14 protein-coding genes are annotated in these 16,569 nt (G+C 47.6%); 4 read left to right on the top strand and 10 right to left on the bottom strand.

The window, feature by feature from the left end:
- Window positions 1–3 precede the first annotated feature (3 nt).
- The 6 genes from HNR50_RS06770 to HNR50_RS06745 all read right to left on the bottom strand — a co-directional run bounded on the left by HNR50_RS06770 (window position 4) and on the right by HNR50_RS06745 (window position 6,355).
- A complete protein-coding gene (locus HNR50_RS06770; protein ID WP_184745171.1) occupies window positions 4–810 on the bottom strand; it encodes an enoyl-CoA hydratase/isomerase family protein in 807 nt (268 codons plus the stop codon).
- Window positions 811–813: 3 nt separating this feature from the next.
- Window positions 814–2,052 carry a hydroxymethylglutaryl-CoA synthase family protein gene (locus HNR50_RS06765; RefSeq protein WP_184745170.1) on the bottom strand — a complete coding sequence of 413 codons (1,239 nt, stop codon included), beginning with the start codon at window positions 2,050–2,052 and terminating at the stop codon, window positions 814–816.
- 162 nt (window positions 2,053–2,214) lie between these two features.
- A complete protein-coding gene (locus HNR50_RS06760; RefSeq protein WP_184745169.1) occupies window positions 2,215–2,955 on the bottom strand; it encodes an SDR family oxidoreductase in 741 nt (246 codons plus the stop codon).
- A gap of 4 nt (window positions 2,956–2,959) precedes the next feature.
- The gene (locus HNR50_RS06755) at window positions 2,960–4,243 is read right to left on the bottom strand and encodes a beta-ketoacyl-[acyl-carrier-protein] synthase family protein (protein WP_184745168.1); all 1,284 of its coding nucleotides are present in this window, start codon (window positions 4,241–4,243) and stop codon (window positions 2,960–2,962) included.
- A 40-nt stretch (window positions 4,244–4,283) separates the two neighbouring features.
- Complete coding sequence (locus HNR50_RS06750) at window positions 4,284–5,210, bottom strand: acyltransferase domain-containing protein (protein ID WP_184745166.1); 927 nt, start codon at window positions 5,208–5,210, stop codon at window positions 4,284–4,286.
- Window positions 5,211–5,224: 14 nt separating this feature from the next.
- A complete protein-coding gene (locus tag HNR50_RS06745; protein ID WP_184745164.1) occupies window positions 5,225–6,355 on the bottom strand; it encodes an N-acetyltransferase in 1,131 nt (376 codons plus the stop codon).
- 198 nt (window positions 6,356–6,553) lie between these two features.
- Here HNR50_RS06745 and HNR50_RS06740 point away from each other — a divergent pair, with 198 nt between their 5' ends.
- From HNR50_RS06740 to HNR50_RS06725, 4 genes are read left to right on the top strand one after another with little or no spacing between them, the layout of a single operon-like run.
- Window positions 6,554–7,219, top strand: a complete 666-nt coding sequence (locus HNR50_RS06740) for an alpha/beta fold hydrolase (protein WP_184745162.1) — start codon at window positions 6,554–6,556, stop codon at window positions 7,217–7,219.
- A 37-nt stretch (window positions 7,220–7,256) separates the two neighbouring features.
- Window positions 7,257–8,483: an adenylate/guanylate cyclase domain-containing protein gene (locus tag HNR50_RS06735; protein ID WP_184745160.1), complete on the top strand. Its 1,227-nt coding sequence runs from the start codon at window positions 7,257–7,259 to the stop codon at window positions 8,481–8,483.
- The gene (locus tag HNR50_RS06730) at window positions 8,480–9,208 is read left to right on the top strand and encodes a LolA family protein (RefSeq protein WP_184745158.1); all 729 of its coding nucleotides are present in this window, start codon (window positions 8,480–8,482) and stop codon (window positions 9,206–9,208) included. Before HNR50_RS06735 ends, HNR50_RS06730 begins: the two co-directional genes overlap by 4 nt.
- Entirely contained in the window at window positions 9,205–10,371 is a 1,167-nt protein-coding gene (locus HNR50_RS06725; RefSeq protein ID WP_184745157.1) for a geranylgeranyl reductase family protein, read from the top strand. The genes HNR50_RS06730 and HNR50_RS06725 overlap by 4 nt, the downstream gene beginning before the upstream one ends.
- Here the strand turns inward: HNR50_RS06725 and HNR50_RS06720 are convergent.
- The 4 genes from HNR50_RS06720 to HNR50_RS06705 all read right to left on the bottom strand — a co-directional run bounded on the left by HNR50_RS06720 (window position 10,355) and on the right by HNR50_RS06705 (window position 16,514).
- Complete coding sequence (locus HNR50_RS06720) at window positions 10,355–10,807, bottom strand: bacteriohemerythrin (protein ID WP_184745155.1); 453 nt, start codon at window positions 10,805–10,807, stop codon at window positions 10,355–10,357. The genes HNR50_RS06725 and HNR50_RS06720 overlap by 17 nt on opposite strands.
- A gap of 123 nt (window positions 10,808–10,930) precedes the next feature.
- Entirely contained in the window at window positions 10,931–12,121 is a 1,191-nt protein-coding gene (locus HNR50_RS06715) for a type III PLP-dependent enzyme (protein ID WP_184745152.1), read from the bottom strand.
- A gap of 265 nt (window positions 12,122–12,386) precedes the next feature.
- Complete coding sequence (locus tag HNR50_RS06710; RefSeq protein ID WP_184745150.1) at window positions 12,387–15,461, bottom strand: efflux RND transporter permease subunit; 3,075 nt, start codon at window positions 15,459–15,461, stop codon at window positions 12,387–12,389.
- A gap of 3 nt (window positions 15,462–15,464) precedes the next feature.
- On the bottom strand, window positions 15,465–16,514 hold the full coding sequence (locus tag HNR50_RS06705; protein ID WP_184745148.1) for an efflux RND transporter periplasmic adaptor subunit: 1,050 nt from the start codon (window positions 16,512–16,514) through the stop codon (window positions 15,465–15,467).
- Between the last annotated feature and the right edge of the window lie 55 nt (window positions 16,515–16,569).

The following is a 16,569-nucleotide window of genomic DNA, read 5'->3' as shown; positions in this document are numbered from 1 at the left end:
CGATCAGCCTGTTACAGGTTCGGAGGGTTTGAAACGCCCGAACCAGGGGGGCAGGTCCCCTTCGTTGAATTTTTTAACGGCCGCGAGAACCGATTCCTGCTTTATCAGATCAAAAAGGGTCTGTTCGGCCAGCACCTTTCTTCCGTTGAAATCCGATTCAAGAAACTGGTGTGTAAAATCTTTAAAAACACTGACAGCTTGAGGCGAAGTTCTCATAATCTGCCGGCAGAGAGACTTAACTCCCTTCTCGAACCCTTCAACAGTATACACCTCATCGACCAGCCCGACAGCATGAGCTTTGTGGGCATCGAGCTGGGCGGCTGTCAGAACGAGATATCTTGCTTTCTGCGGAGGAACCCTCAGCATGAAAAGATAGGGAAGCACATTGGCAGGAATAATGCCGATCAGGGCTTCGCTCAATTCAAATGAAGCCCGTTCAGAAGCGAGTACCACATCACAGGCAGCGGCAATCCCCATTCCCCCGGCTTTTACCGGACCGTCTATAAGTGCCACAACAGTTTTCGGGCTGTGATAAATATCGGAAAGGAGTGAGGTGTAATCCTTTACAGCGGACACAACGTCATCCATACCGGCATGTCCTTTTTCGAGGGCTACCAGATCCATTCCCAGGCAGAAATTTCTCCCTCTGGAACGGATGATAATGAATTTGGCTTTTTCGTCTGTACTGAGATCCCTCAGCGCCGCGGAGAATTCTCCCAGAAAAGAGGGGTTCAGTCTGTTGCCCCCCTCCCCGTCCAGAAGTGTGATAATCCCGGCGCCGGAATCAATTTTCTTTTCTACTAGAGACAAGAATCAGCTCCACTCGTAAGTTCTGTAGTAGTCCTTAACTTCCTTAAGAACCAGCAGACCTTTACCTTCGTAGTGTTTTTTATAGTGATCGTCGAGAATAGAGAAATCAGGTTTGAAATTCGCATTCTCAACATAAGTGTTTCTCAGTTTTTCAACCATCTCGTATTCTTCTACAGAACACTCTCTTCTCTGATCGAAAGTTTCATGAATTTTCATATCTTTAACGATTTTCCGGCTGTTCTTCTGGAGAATTCCGCTGTAGAACTCACCTATAGCCCCGGAACCATAAGCGAAAAGACTGATTCTATCGCCTTCATCGACTGGTGCATCGCCGGAAAGCAGAGCGGCCAGACCGACAAAGTTACTGCATCCGTAAGTGGATCCGATTCTTCTGGAAAGCTGGAGACCGGGCATAACGCGCTTATCGAAATCGGCCTGAATCTCTTTTTTCTTCAGACGGACCTCTCTGTCCTTGTTGAGCAGCGTTCTGTGTCCCTGGAATGCGATTCCCGGAAAAGGAGTGTGATAGAGGTTATATCTGAACTCTTTTTCGAAATCGATCTCTTTACCGGCTTTTTTACAGTAGTCGATATAAGAACCTTCCAGCGCATCCATGTAGGAATAAAGGCTGACTTCATTGTTTCCCACTTCGGCAAGGGCCGTCGGTCTGAAAGTGTCATAGATATCGGTTGACCAGGTCCCTCTTTTATTCATTTCCAGTTCCAGGACTTCGGGGTTGTCGCTGATAATCATGGCAGCGGCAGTACCGCCCATTACAAACTCCTCTTTCGTATCGAGGTGCTCTCTGGAAAAGTCTGTCGCGATGACAAGAGCTTTTTTCCCGTGGTTGAAACCGGACGCCACCCAGCTGACAGCGGGGTCCATAGCGGCTACACCGCTATAGCAGGCATGCTTGGTTTCGTAGTTTCTGATATTGTTGTGAAGCCCGAGAGCTCCCATGATATTTGTACTGATGGGCTTGCCGAAGTCAACAGAACCTTCCGTCCCGACAATAAGCATACCGATTTCTTCTGGATCTATCCCTTCCATGACTTTTTTGGCAGCATTGGCGGCCATTGTGACAGTATCCTCCCAGGGGGGATTGAGTGATCTTGTATCTATAAGAAAATCGCTTACGACTTTTTCAGGATCCTTTCCTCTTGCAACGGCCAGTTTTTTCTGGTCGAGGAACATGGAAGTTCCGTAAATGTTTATTTTTTCAATTCCGACTCGACGACTCATTTGTTCTCCTTATTCTCAACTGTAAAGGGCTCCAGCCAATAGCTGAACCCGAAATATCCTATTTTGCCGACTATGTTCGGGACCCGACGCTTCGCGTCCGAGGTTGCATGGGCGAGCAGCAGGCTACGCCTGCGACCAGCCCCCCGAAATATCTTTTTTGGACTATGGTGCGTAAGTTAAGCCACCGGTTACATGGAGAACCTCTCCATTGATGAAACCGGCATTTTCAGTTGTCAGATAATACACGGCATCGGCGATCTCTTCAGGTTTTCCGACCCGCCTTGTCGGGCAGTAATCCATCCAGATCTTCGACAGCTCGTTATTCATATTCTCTTTGGTCATATCTGTGGGGACGTAACCCACGACAACGACATTGGATGTAATCTTTTTCGGACCGTATTCCCGTGCGATGGTCTGGGATAAAGCAACCAGTCCGGCTTTGCTGGCCGCATAGTTGGCCTGACCGCTCGATCCTCCCTGTGAAAGTGAAGAGATACTGATGATCCGTCCGAATTTATTGGAAAGAAAATGCATCAGCAGACCTCTTGTGACATAAAAAGGTCCGTAAAGGTTTGTCTTAATGACGTCATCCCATTCTTCATCACTCATAAAAGCAAGTACATTGTCTTTGAGAATTGCCGCGTTATTGACCAGAGCCCCGAAATCTCCGAAATCCTTAATGGCGTTTTCGAGAACACTCTCCACTTCGGAGACTTTAGACTGATCCATCTTATAGGAGATAATACTGCAGTCTTTCCGGATTTCTTTTGCCTGACGGATAGTTTCCTCAGCCGCTTCCACGTTTCCGGCATATGTGAAGGCACATCCGTAGCCTTCTTTTATCATCTTCAGAACGATGCCGCGTCCGATTCCCCGGGATCCCCCTGTGACAAATACATTCATCTATTTAATCTTCCTTGTATCTTTTTATTATGGAAGTACAGTTCACTCCTCCGAAACCGAAAGAATTCTTCATCATGACTTCGATCTGGTGATCAACGGCCACGTTGGCACAGATGTCAAGATCAATGTCAGCTTTCTGTTCATCAATATTAATGGAAGGGTGAAGCTTTCCGTACTTCATCTGCAAAAGTCCTCCGATCGTTTCCACAATGGGAGAAGCCCAGCAAGTATGCCCCAGCATAGACTTGGGCGCATTGACTTTAAGTTGTTTATAGTGATCTCCGAAAGCTTCCTTGATAGCCATAATTTCCTGAATGTCTCCTGCCGGAGTACTGGTGGCGTGACAGTTTACATAGTCGACGTCTTCAGGTTTCAGACCGGCCATGCGGATGGCTTCCTGCATGACAACAGCCTGTTCATGTCCTCCCGGCAGCGGTAGATGATTGGCATTTGATCCCGCCTTTACAGACAGGACCTCTCCGTAGATCTTCGCACCGCGGGCTTTGGCGGATTCCAGCTCCTCGATTATGAGCGTCCCGGCACCATGGCTGTAGAGAAATCCGCAGCTGCCTTTATCGAAAGGACGGGAAGCTTCCTCCGGTCTATCCTGAAATTCCGGTTTAATGACGACCGCATTGATAACTACCGATGCGTGTATATCTGTCGGGGAAACGTCAAAAGGAGCGCCGGCGATGACGCAGAGATCGGTCTCTCCGCTGACAATGTCACGGAAACCGCTTCTCAAAGCGAGGTTCCCGCTGGCGCAGGCTCCACCGATCGTAAACATAGGACCTTTCAGATTGAGGATTTCCGAGGTGATTCCCGGAACGTTAGGGTCCGGGGCATCAACACCGGCAAGGGGGTCTGTCCACTCGGGCTCATCCTGAAACTGAACGCTGTTATTATAAATAAAGTTTGAATTGAGATTGTGACCGGCAACAATAACATTGGCTTTATAGGGATCGAATTCTCTGCCGAATAGACCGGCATCCTTCCAGGCGGATAAGGATGACAAGGCAGTCATTTTGGCTGAAAAAGTTGTTGTTTTTATCAGTTTTCTGACTCTTTTGAAATCATCTCCCAGATCTTCTTTAAATTTCTCGACTGCTCCTAGAGCATCGTAATCACCGAGATCCCCACCGATTTTGCACTCCACTTTGGAAAGGTCAATGGATTTCCATTTTTTTATCCCTGATTTTCCGGCAATCAGGTTGTTGTAGTATTCTTCAAGATTGTCTCCCAGGGGATTAATGGTTCCCATACCGGTAATAACGACTCGTCTGCTCATTTCATATCCTTAATATTCAGAATTATATATAGAGTTATTTTTATACTAATTTCTCTATGGCGTCAATTTTCCCAGCAGGCTGGCATTTCATCTTCCGGTAGAAAGATTTCCACAGCCCTGTCAGAACCATACCTGGTCCGACTTCGAGAATGCGCTCATATCCGTCATCCAGTATCGACTGTTCTTCAGCCACCCACTGTACCGGCGAAATGATCTGGCTTCCCGCCAGCTCTTTAGCCTCCGAACCGCTTGCTATGATTTTCCCCGTTACATTGCTGTAAACGGGAATGATCGGATCCTTAAATGTAAAATCTTTCAGATTGGCGACAAAATCCTGTCTGGCTCCATCCATAAACGGAGTATGAAAGGGACCGGATACTTTCAGAACAACATATCTCATGGCTCCGGCTTCATCCATTACGGCTTCTGCGGCTTCAAGAGCTTTTGCCTCTCCGGCGATAACAGTCTGTATGGGACTGTTATCATTTGCCATATAAATGGTACCGGATACTTTATCAAGCGCGGCTTTCACATCGGCGGAAGCGAGTCCGACAACGGCAGCCATTCCCGGCCGGCCTTCCGGACCGTCAAGAGCGTTACAGGCTGCTTCCATAACCTCTCCCCTCATTTTAACAATGCGGAAAAGGTCTTCCGTCCCGAGGATTCCCGCCTGCCAGAGTGCCGCGTATTCCCCGAGACTGAATCCTGCAGCGCCATGAGCTTCAATACCTTTTTCTTTCAGCACTATGCTTGAGCTGACATTGGCAAGAGTTATGGCCAGCTGTGTGTTGTCAGTAGCTTTGAGGTCTTCTTCAGATCCCTCAAAAAGGAGATCAGCCATGTCTTTACCGGTTATATTGCTGACTGTCTTGAACAGTTCTTTAACTTCTTCGCTATTTTCCCACAAATCTCTTCCCATGCCGGGATACTGCGCCCCCTGACCGGGAAACAGAAAACATGTTTTCACTTTCATTACCTCAGTTAAATTGTCTTTTCGTATATTCTGTATGTTCTGTAGTGCTCGGCACCCCAGTTTTCCAGAAGGTTCGTTAAATTGATATTATCTTCCAGGATCCAGGAAAGTTCAGAGCCCCGCATTCCCATGCGATCCCCTCTTTCATAGATTTCTCTGACCAGGACAGCATCGAGACCTTTATTCTGGGCGTGTTTTCGCACACCGAGGATGGCTGTCCGGATCATATCGACCTTTTTCTTCCCTGTGAGGATTTTCAGAAGACCGGTCGGAAAAAGCCGGCCGTTCATTTTTATAAAAATCTGATTGAAATCGGGAAGAGGTATGGTAAAGCCGACCGGTTCATCGCCCATATATACAATGAGCACCAGTTCGGGAATGGCGATCATTTTAAGATCTTTAGCCAGATACTCGAACTCCTCTTTCTCCCAGGGAACAAACCCCCAGTTGTCCGCCCAGGCTTCGTTGTACATATCGCGAAGCAACTCTATGGTCTCATCCCACTTTTTCATATCTATGGGTTTTATCGTGACATTGTATCTCTTCTTGACGATTTCAGAGACTCTGATCATTTTGTCGGAGATTTTGAGACTCTTATCCATGCGGTAACAGAAGAGATCCTTGGATTTTCCATATCCGCATTTCTCAATCATGGGAGGATAGTATTCTGTGTTATAGGGCATTTCGATGATAGGCGGGATATCAAAGGAATCGATGAGACAGCCAATTGTTTTGCCTGTCGTCGGATTCATAGGACCTTTGATTGTGTTGTATCCCTTTTCCTTAACCCACTCTTCGGCAGCTTTGAACAGAGCATCGGCGACATCCTGATCTTCCAGCGCTTCGAAGAATCCGAAAAAGCCACAGTTGTCTTTCTGGTACTCGATGTAGGCATAATCGACGATGGCGGCGATTCTTCCCGACAGCTTATCGCCTTTATAGGCGAGGAACAGCTGAGTTTCCGCATGTTTGTAAAAAGGATCTTTGTCTTTATTGAAGAGGTCTTTCTCTCCGAGAATCAGCGGCGGGACCCAGTTTTCATAAGTTTTTTCACCGCGGTAAACCGTCCAGGGGAACTTGATAAAACGGTTTAAATCTTTTTTTGACGAAACAGGAACAATCTTAATTTCTTCACTCATCAGTATATCTCCAGTATCAGTTCATTATATTAACCGCTTGCTATTAAGAGAATCAAGGATGAAGAACCGTGTAAAATTTAATTTTTAGGCCCAAAAATAAAGATTGAGTGCTCGCTCGTTAAATTTTATTCAAAATGAACATTCACTCGTTTATTTTGAACTATTGACCGCCGTCCGGCGAAAGTATAATTTGATGGCATGAATGCAAAATGGATATTCATCCACGGCGGCTGGGGAGGTTCCTGGCAGTGGACCCCCGTACAGGAACGCCTGAACCATCTGGGGATCGATTCCTCTGCTCCCGATCTGCCGGGAATGGGTTCCGCAAAAGGCAGACAGATAGACCTGACTGATTTCATCGACCACATATCCTCTATAATCGGGCAATCGGAAGGCTCCATCAATCTGGCCGGTTTCAGCTTCGGCGGAATGACGGCTACGGCCGTAGCAGAAAGACACAGAGACAGAATCGGGAAACTTGTATATATCGATGCTTTCGTTCCCCGGTCCGGGCAGTCTTTTTCCCATATAGCCGGAGAGAAAATCACAAGGCAGATAAAAGCCTACTCCCACGTTATGGGTGAGGAAAATATGATTCCGCCTTTTTTCGAAACCGACAGCCGTTACTGCAGCCACCCTCTCAAGACTCTTTTCACTCCCGTTCATTACAGCGACTCTTCGCTGGACGATCTGAATCCGATCTATATCGAGTGCACCTCGAAAGATGATGAGTGGACTTTTACTCCCCTGCTCCGGAAAGTCGCGCGCTCCGTGAGAAACAGGGGGTGGAAAACCTTTACGATCCCCAGCGATCATATGCCTATGTACACCCATACGGAAGAGCTCTTGAAGATCCTTTTATAAATGTGGTTTTTCCCGGTATTCCGTTTATAATTATATTATGGACAGTTACCGGCAGAGATTTCTGGACCCGAATCAAAGAGCTTTTTTCATTGAACGGACCGGAGTTGTGCTCCGGTGGTGGCTGATTGTTTCCTGTTCAGCCATTCAGTTCATATCGCCGATTATTCCCTTTACAGTTTTCTATCTGGCTCTGCCCCTGGCTGTCGGGTACAATTTGACCCTTCATCTGCTGGTCAGGAAAAGAACGGATTTCATTGCCATCATGACTGTCATCTCTTCGATTATGGATATCATCTTTTCCCTTGTTCTGATTTATGCCGGAGGCAGTCAGGACATCTATCTCTGGTACATTATCCTTCTCATATCCCATGCAGCCCGGTTCGGGATGAAAGGGGTTATTATATCGGGAGTTCTCTTCTCCGCATTCTACACAGCTTCGATTCTTCTGAGGGATCTGCCGGTTTCCCTTCAGGACCTGGCTCTCCGAAGCCTCTTCATCAATCTCATAGCCATAGTCAGCGGTTACCTGGCGCGGGAGGAACACGAGGAATTTGACAATATTCTCATCGGCCAGAAAGAGATGCTCGAGGAGCAGAACAGGCGGAGGGAACTCCGCTCCATGCTTCAGCGCTACCTGAGCTACAATATCGTAGACGAACTGATCGAGCATCCCGAGGTACTGCAGCCCGGCGGTAGCCTTAAGAAAGTCTCGGTCGTTTTTTCCGATATCAAAGGTTTCACGACACTGCTGTCCCTCAAAGAGCCGGAAGAAGTGATCATCAGACTTAACAGCTATCTGGAGGAAATGTCCAACGTTATTTTCGAATACGGCGGAATGGTGGATAAGTTCGTAGGTGACGCGGTAATCGGCATTTTCGGAGCGATAAACCAGAGGGAGAACGACACTCTCAGCGCGGTTCGCTGCGCCCTGGCCATGCAGAAGAGGCTGAAAGAACTTCAGGGGGACTGGGAGAAAGAAGGAGGAGACTCCATTTCTTTCCATACCCGCATAGCGATTGATACGGGGAAAGTCATTATCGGGAATATAGGTTCTCCGAAGCGGATGGATTTTACGGCTATCGGCGATACGGTCAACACGGCATCACGCCTCCAGACCGTTGCCGATCCGGACACGGTTGTCATCAGCAGCCGCACCTGTGAGGAGATTTGCGAACATGTGGTAACCGAGGATATGGGATCCCTTCAGCTGAGAGGAAAGCCCGAACCGGTCCGGGTGTACAGAGTGACGGGTTTGAAAAAGTGAAAAGAAAATCAGTATTGATCTATACATTTACCTTATTTGTCCTCTCTCTGCTCCCGGCTCAGCAAAATGAAGATCCCTGGCGGATCGTCGGAAGAATGGAAAAGATGCTTTCAGAAATTGAAGACTACCAGTGCCGGATGTACGAGTGGAGCGTGAAAGGCCGAAAAGAGGAAATACGCTATATTAATTTCTATTTTAAAAAACCGAGACTCATCCGCATGGACATTATCAGGGGAAACAGAAATGGCGATGACGGCAGCATAGCTGTCCTGGAGGAGGACGGGAAAGTAACGGGCAGGAAAGGCGGAATACTTTCGCCCTTTGCCGTCAAAGTGGAAAAGGACAGTCCTCTGGCTACAACGATTCGCGGCGTGGCTTTCGATCAGAGCGATGCGATTGCGGCCTGGGAGCGCCTTGTCGGTCTGAAAGATTCCAGCCGCCTCATATTTACCGTTGAGGCCGAAGGGTGGCTGTTTGATTTCAGTCTTAATGAACCGGAAAATGGCATAACCAGAGAAGTTCTGTTTATCTCAAAAAACAATCTGATGCCTCTTTACACAAAATCTTTCGAGGGAAGAAATCTGGTTCAGCATGTCGTCTGGCGGTCCTATCTGATAAATACAGGTCTGCCCCGGGAGCTTTTCCATGTCCGTTACGAAGCCGAAAATCTCAAAACATTGGGAATCAGGAACAATATTGACCTTCCGCTGGAGCTTAAAGAGTGAAAATACATGATTTGATTGTCATCGGAGCCGGACCTGCCGGTTCATCGGCCGCGAGAAAAGGAGCGGAACTGGGTTTAAACGTTCTTGTAATCGACAAAGAAAGTTTCCCCAGAGACAAACCCTGCGGAGGAGGCTTATCTGCCGCGGCATATAAAGAATTGGGCGAAGATCTGCCGGAGCATCTGATTGAGCAGAAATGCTATGGCATGAGGTCGGTTTACCGGAATCAGATCCATTTGATAGAAAGCGAAACACCCGTAGCTTATATGATCCGGCGAATTCATTTTGACAATTATCTGCTTGAACAGGCTCTTTCGCAGGGAGCCGTTTTCAGTCAGGAGACATGCCGCGCGGTCCGGGAGACCAGCGGGCTTGTGGAAATCGAAACGGATAAAGGAACTCATTACAGCCGGTACTGTATCGGCGCCGACGGTTTTTTCAGCCCTACAGCAAAATCTGTAAGGGACCCTTTTTCAAAAGCGGAGACCCGCTTCTGTCTTATTTCCCACCCTGCAGACAATGGACATCCTATAAGGCAGAGCGAAAAACCTGTCGTGGAACTCGATTTCGGGTTTATCAGGAAGGGATACGGCTGGCTGTTTCCCAAAGGAGAGTTTATCTCCGCCGGGATCGGAGGAGAGGCGGCATCGGCTAAAGAGTTGCGCCATGTGTACAAAGCATTTCTGGCGTCCCATAATCTGGATCAGGCCGAAAAACCTCAGGGCTGTTTTATTCCCGTATCCAATCTCAAACACGAATTGGCTACCGGGCGGATCATGCTTGCGGGAGATGCGGCAGGGCTGGTCGATTCATTCAGCGGAGAAGGTATACGCAATGCCCTGATATCAGGTCGTCTGGCGGCGGAAAAGGCAACTGAAGCCAAAAGCCGGGATGGTGCAGTTCAGGGGTATAAGAGTAGCCTATTGAAAAAGATCGGGAACAACCTTATATGGTCGGAAAGGATGACTCGGGTGTCTTCCCGTTTTGAAAGTCTCGTCTACGGCCGGCTCCTGGCCGATGAAAGAGTGATGAAACGATACTTTGAGATTTTGAGAGGCGACCGGTCATATCGATCTTTTTTCCTGATGACGATGCTGGAGCTGCCTTTGATTATCCTTTCCGTGAGTATAAAAAAAACAGGAATGCTTAATCGGACCCGGTAATTTCCGAAACATCAATCCCCTTCTCGGAAACATAATCGGCGATCTTCTTATCGTGATCCAGGATATGCTGATAAAGCCAGACCTTTATCTGAGATATGAGCTTCTCTTTATCAATAGGATCCCCGTTAAAGAGTTTCACAAAAAGATCGGAAATGCTCTTATCCAGTTCCAGATGCTGCAGTTTATGTTCAACCAATCCGGGATATCCTATGCTCTCCATAAATTTTTCTTCAAATTTTAAATGAGCGCGGGCATATTCGTACATTTTAGCGACCAGGATCTTCATTTTTTCCTGAGTCTCATCATCATGATCATGACCTGAAGCGAGTGAAAGAGATTCCTGATATATTTCAAGCCAGCGGGAATGCTGTTCATCGATCTCATCAATATTGATTCTGTACGCAATATCGAGAATTTCGGTGTCTTTTGATTTCATAACAATAAGATTTTTACACAAAAAATTGATTTCCAAAACAATCCGGAACAGGATATATGTCTTTTTTTCTACATTTCTTTTGAATGAAGCCGGAACAGGAAGCCGTTCCGGCCTTTTCAGAATTTATTTCAATACAAAGGCTTTCAAAGGAGGAAAGCCGTTAAACCCCACAGAACTGTAACTCTGAGTGTAGGCTCCCGTAGTAATGAAATAGAGCTTATCACCCTCTGTCAGAGTATCGGGCAGCTGGTATTTATAATCCTCATAGAGTATATCCATACTGTCGCAGGTCGGTCCGGCCAGGATGACATCGATCGCATCCCCTTCTTTTTCGCTGTAGATGGGAAACTTGATGGATTCATCCATAGTCTCGATAAGTCCGCCGAACATCCCGATATCCGTATACACCCATTTGCTGGGAGAGTATTTTGATTTATAGGCCGTCGTTATGACTTCGGAGACGATGACGCCTGAATCGGCGACCAGAGAACGCCCCGGTTCCACAATGATTTCGGGAATATCATCGCCGAAGTCCTCAGAGAGAAAGCGCATGATTTCCTTCGTGTAGATTTCAAGTTTCGGCGTCGGCTGAATATACTTGGCGGGGAAACCGCCTCCCAGATTGATCATCTTCAGCTTTATGCCTATTTCGGCAGCGGCATTGAATATATAGGTACAGTGGGCGATAGCCGCGTCCCATTCTCCGATATCGCGCTGTTGGGATCCCACATGAAATGAGAGCCCGTAAGGTTCAAGTCCCATTTCCTGGGCAAGAGAAATATGCCCCAGAATGGCATCGGGGTGAGTTCCGAATTTCCTGGAAAGAGGCCAGTCGGCGCCTGTTCCTTCCGTCAGTATTCTGAAAAATACTTTTGATCCCGGTGCGTTGACTCCGATTTTTCTCACATCCTCTTCCGAATCAGTAGCGAAAAGCCTTACGCCATTATTGTAGAAATAGGCTATATCGCGGCTTTTTTTTATGGTGTTGCCGAAACTGATTCTGTCGGGACTGATCCCCAGCTTTAGCAGCTGATCGAGCTCATAGACTGTGGCCACATCGAAATTCGATCCCAGATCGCGGAGAAGCAGAATGACTTCCTCCATCGGGTTTGACTTGACGGCATAATACACCTTGGCCAGGGGCATGTTTTTTGTCAGGCTCTGATAATTCTTTTTTATGATGTTGAGATCCACCAGTAGAAAAGGGGTCTGAACATTTTCGGAGAATTTTTTTATTTTTTCGAATCTTGTCTTGGAGACGAAACGCGAAAGGGGGAAATTGTAAGGCTTACCGGCTTTTTCTTCGATAACCATAGAACACCTCCTGATCCGAGCCGGGAACTGTCCATGGTTGTTTTCCGGGATCTTTTCTACCGATCTCGCTTATTAACATTCAAACCATATAACCAGACAGGGTGGTCGACTCGAGGACACTGTTTTCCTCAACAGCATCACAATCTGAATAAAATAAGCGGTCAGCAAAGGAATCCCTTTTCTGGCCGTGGCTTACAGCCTAAGAAGTGATATTATATATCGCCTTTTTAGGGAAGACATAAAAGGCGATATGAGAAACTTTTTTCTATTTTTTTTCCTTCCTTTTTTCCAGTCGGAAATAGAGGATGGGAATGATAAAAAGGGTGATAAATGTAGAGGTTATCAACCCTCCGGCTATGGTCTGTCCGAGAGGCCCGTAAATGGCCGATCCCTCACCTAGCCCGACTGCCATGGGGATAACCCCCAGAACGGTTGTCAGGGTTGTCATAAGGATAGGTTTCAGGCGGGAGGAACTGCCGTACAGAACGGCCTCTTTCAGTTCCATGGAATCTCTTTTTCTCAGCAGGTTGATATAGTCGATCATGACGATGGCGTTATTCACGACTATCCCGGCCAGCGCGATTGTCCCTAGAAATGCAACGATGGACAGACCGGATCCGAAAATCAGCAGACCTCCGGCTACGCCGATGATACAGAAGGGGACCGATGCCATGACTACCAGAGGCTGCGTATACCGTTCGAATTGTATGACCATGACGACGTAAACCAGAAAGACGGCAATGGCCATAGCAGCGAGAAGAGATTTAAAGGAATTGAACGTCTCTGCCGACTGACCGGCAATCTGCCACTTCACGCCGGGGGGAAGTCCCCGGTCTTTTATGAATTGAGCCGTTCTGGTGCTGATGCCCCGGATATCCGACCCTCTGGGAATGGCCGTCACCTGTACGGAGCGGACTTTATTTTTCCTGTTTATGGTATCAAGGGATCTTTCCGACTCAAGGTTTGCAATGGTGGCAAAGGAGATCTTCCTGCCTGTCTGCGAATCGGCAAAGAGCCGGTAGAAAGCATCTTCTCCGACAGCGCCTCCGGCATAGGGCGTGGTTAGAAATATGGGATAATCGCTGTCCCCTTCCCTGTATACACCCGAATCCAGTCCGTGAAATACAGCTCTGAGCGTCATGGCGGCTTCATAGGGAACGACCCCCAGTTCCCCCATGGCTCCCAGATCGAGACGGGAAACGAGACTTCCCGATGTAAAGGAGACATTCATATCGGCGCGGTCCACATCGGGGTCTTCTTCCAGCATCCGGACAAGAGTCTCGGCAGTTTCGATGAGGATATCCATATCGGATCCGAAGAGTTCGAGACTGTACCCCTCACCTCCGGTGGCCACAGCCATAAGAGAACTCAAGCCCCCGTTGACAACAGAGACATCAATATCTGTGATCTGCCTGGGAATTTCATACTGAAGCAAATCAATGATTTCAAAAACATCCCTGTTTCTCTCTCCCTGAGAGGAGAGCGAGAGAGAGACAAATCCCCTGTCGGGCACGGGACTGGTTGCGAAAAAGTTGTTAAGTCCCGCATAGAAGAGTCCGCCAGTCGCTTCCGGAACCTCTCTGTATATGAGATCTTCGATTTCGAGAAGTTTGTCTCGGCTCTCTTCGATTGAATAGCTTCCGGGAAAATCGATGGAGATCTGGATTTCCCCCATATCCGTAGCCTCAAGAAACTGGAATCCGAGCATATTGAAAACCAGGAAGGTCAGTCCGAGTACGAGAAAGGCGACAACAAGTATAAATTTCCAGCTCTCCAGAGCCCAATGGAGCATTCTTTTATACTGTTCCGTCATAAAATCGATGACCGATTCAATGGACCGGCTCAATTTCTGAGCGAGACCGCCCTCTTTCATTTTCTGTTCCTTCAATATTCTCGACGAAAGAAAGGGAACCACTATGATGGCCACGAACATGGCGCCGGTCAGGGAATAAATGATTGTCAGAGCCACATCTTTGAGAACAATCCCCGTAAAATCCTCCAGGAACAATATGGGGATAAAGGCGGCCAGCGAGGTGGATGTCGAAGCGATAATAGCCCCCCCCACCTCCGAAGTGCCGATTGAAGCGGCTTCCATAGCTGATTTTCCAGCTTTGAAGTGCCTGTGAATATTTTCCAGTACCACAATCGAGGAGTCAACAATCATGCCGATGGCAACAGTCATGCCGCCCAGAGTCAGAAGGTTGATGGTCTGGCCTTTCAACTTTAAACCGATAAAAGCCATCAGTACGGAAACGGGAATTGAAATTGCGACAATAAGCGTCGTTGTTCCGTTATGAAGGAACAGAAGGAGAACGAGAATTGCCAGAAAAGCCCCGAGCAGAGCCGAGCGCTGAACCGAATTTATGGACAGATTGATATTCCGGCTGTCATCGAGGAGCACGGAAAAATCCACCTGATCATCCATCTCCGACAGTACCTCATTTATGGATGCAACGATTTTACCCGTATCGGCTTTTCTCTTTTTTATGATGCTGACCGTGATGGTCTCTTCTCCCTTGTTGACCGCATAGAGATCGGGTTTTTCCAGAACTCTTTCAACGGAAGCCACATCGGATAAACGGATATACTGCTCATCGGCAAAGGAGACGACTACATTTCTCAAATCATCGAGAGAGCCGTATTCCCCTTCGGTCCTGATGGTTGTCCGGTTTCCCTGGAACTGAACATCACCTCCGGGAAAGGCGACGTTGCTGTATCTGAGGACATTGTAAATATCGAGCACGGGAATCTCCAGAGCCTCAAGCCGATCAAGGTCCAGCTCCACTTGCACGATCGATTCCCTCAGGCCGTTTATCGAAACCTCGGAGACGCCGTCTATCCTGGCTATGGCCGGCTTGAGGATATCATCGATAAACAGGCTTAGATCATCATTTGTCATGGCCGTCTCAACAGTAAAAATAAAAATCGGCTTGACTGATGAATTAAACTCCACGATCGATGGCGATCCCGATATTCCTTCGGGCAGGTCGGGGAGAACGTTGTTGATTTTTTCCCTTATATCGATCAGCCGGTCGCTGACCTCCTGCCCCATCTCAAAATCAAGGATGATATTCGATAGGGAATTGAGAGAAACGGAAGAGATTTCGTCCAGTCCCGAAATAGTGCTCAGTTCATCTTCCAGAGGTTTTGTTATTTCCCGTTCAATGTCTCCGGGACTTCCTCCGGGATAGGTTGTCAGAATCATGGCAGTGGGCAGACTGATATCCGCCAGGTAATCCTGGGGCAGCTGTATGGCTGACATAACTCCGAAGAGAAGAAGAACGACCAGCAGAATGGAGATAATGGCGGGATGTTTGATGGCAAAATCGGAAACTTTCATTTATCACTCTCCCAGAAGCCGGACAGTTTTACCTTCTTCGAGAAAATACTGGCCTTTGAGTACATATTTTCTGTCAGCCAGATCAGCGGGAAGTTCAAAGAACTCATCGTTGCCGAACTGTGGCTCAAAAGGGACAAACCGGGCCGTATTTTCTTCATCGACATACCAGAGCCCCCCTCCGGAAAGAGCTTTATAGGGCAGATAGTATGTGCCGATTCTCTTATCCATGACAAATTCCACATAGGCAAACATTCCCGGTCTCAACGTCAGCTCTTCATCATCAATTCCACAGATAATGGAAAAATTTCTCGATTGGGAGGATACATAGGGAGCGATATGGCTGATAGTCCCACTGTAAACCCTGTTATCCATGGCAGGGACCCGAATCTTAACTTCCATGGAACGCCCCTGCTTCTGAAAATAGGAATAATGGATTTCCGGAATGCCGCATTTGACGCGAAGGTTCTCAATATCTCCTATGGTCACGACGGGGACCTGAGGCGCCACCATGGAACCGCGGGACACATGCTTCTGCAGAACAACGCCTTTAACCGGCGAGCTGAGATTTGTATAACTGAGGTTAAGCTCGGCAAGTTCGTATGAAGCCTGCAGAGCATCGAAGTTCCCCTTGGCCTCGTCATAGTTCTGCTGGGAGACCGATTTGGTCGCATATAGAGAAGATACGCGTTTGAAAGTTGATTCAGCCGCCAGGTAAGCTGCCCTCGCCTGGTTGTAGGAAAGCGTGTAAGGCTCACTATCGATATGGGCAATAACCTGATCTTTCTCAACTGGGTCTCCCATTTCAACGGAAATATCCTCAAGAGTCCCGCCGATTCTGGGGAGAACCGTAACGGTGGTTTCGCTCTCGACAAAGCCGCTTATGGTGATTATCTTCTCCAGATCGCCCTGAAAAGGGATGAGGGTTTCAACGGGCAGAACCGGTTCTTCCCTGACAGCTTCCTTCCTGAGAGATGTTATGAGAATCAGCGCCGCTGCCGAGAGCGCCACAATAAATAAGAATAGGGATTTACCCAGAATACTTCTTGACGACATATATTACTCTTCCTTCAAAGGACTTTCATTTTTACACTATATATACTATAATAGT

This window comes from Spirochaeta isovalerica, assembly GCF_014207565.1.
In the GTDB taxonomy this organism is placed as follows: Bacteria; Spirochaetota; Spirochaetia; order DSM-2461; family DSM-2461; genus Spirochaeta_F; species Spirochaeta_F isovalerica.
This window is presented reverse-complemented; position numbering and strand designations above follow the sequence as displayed.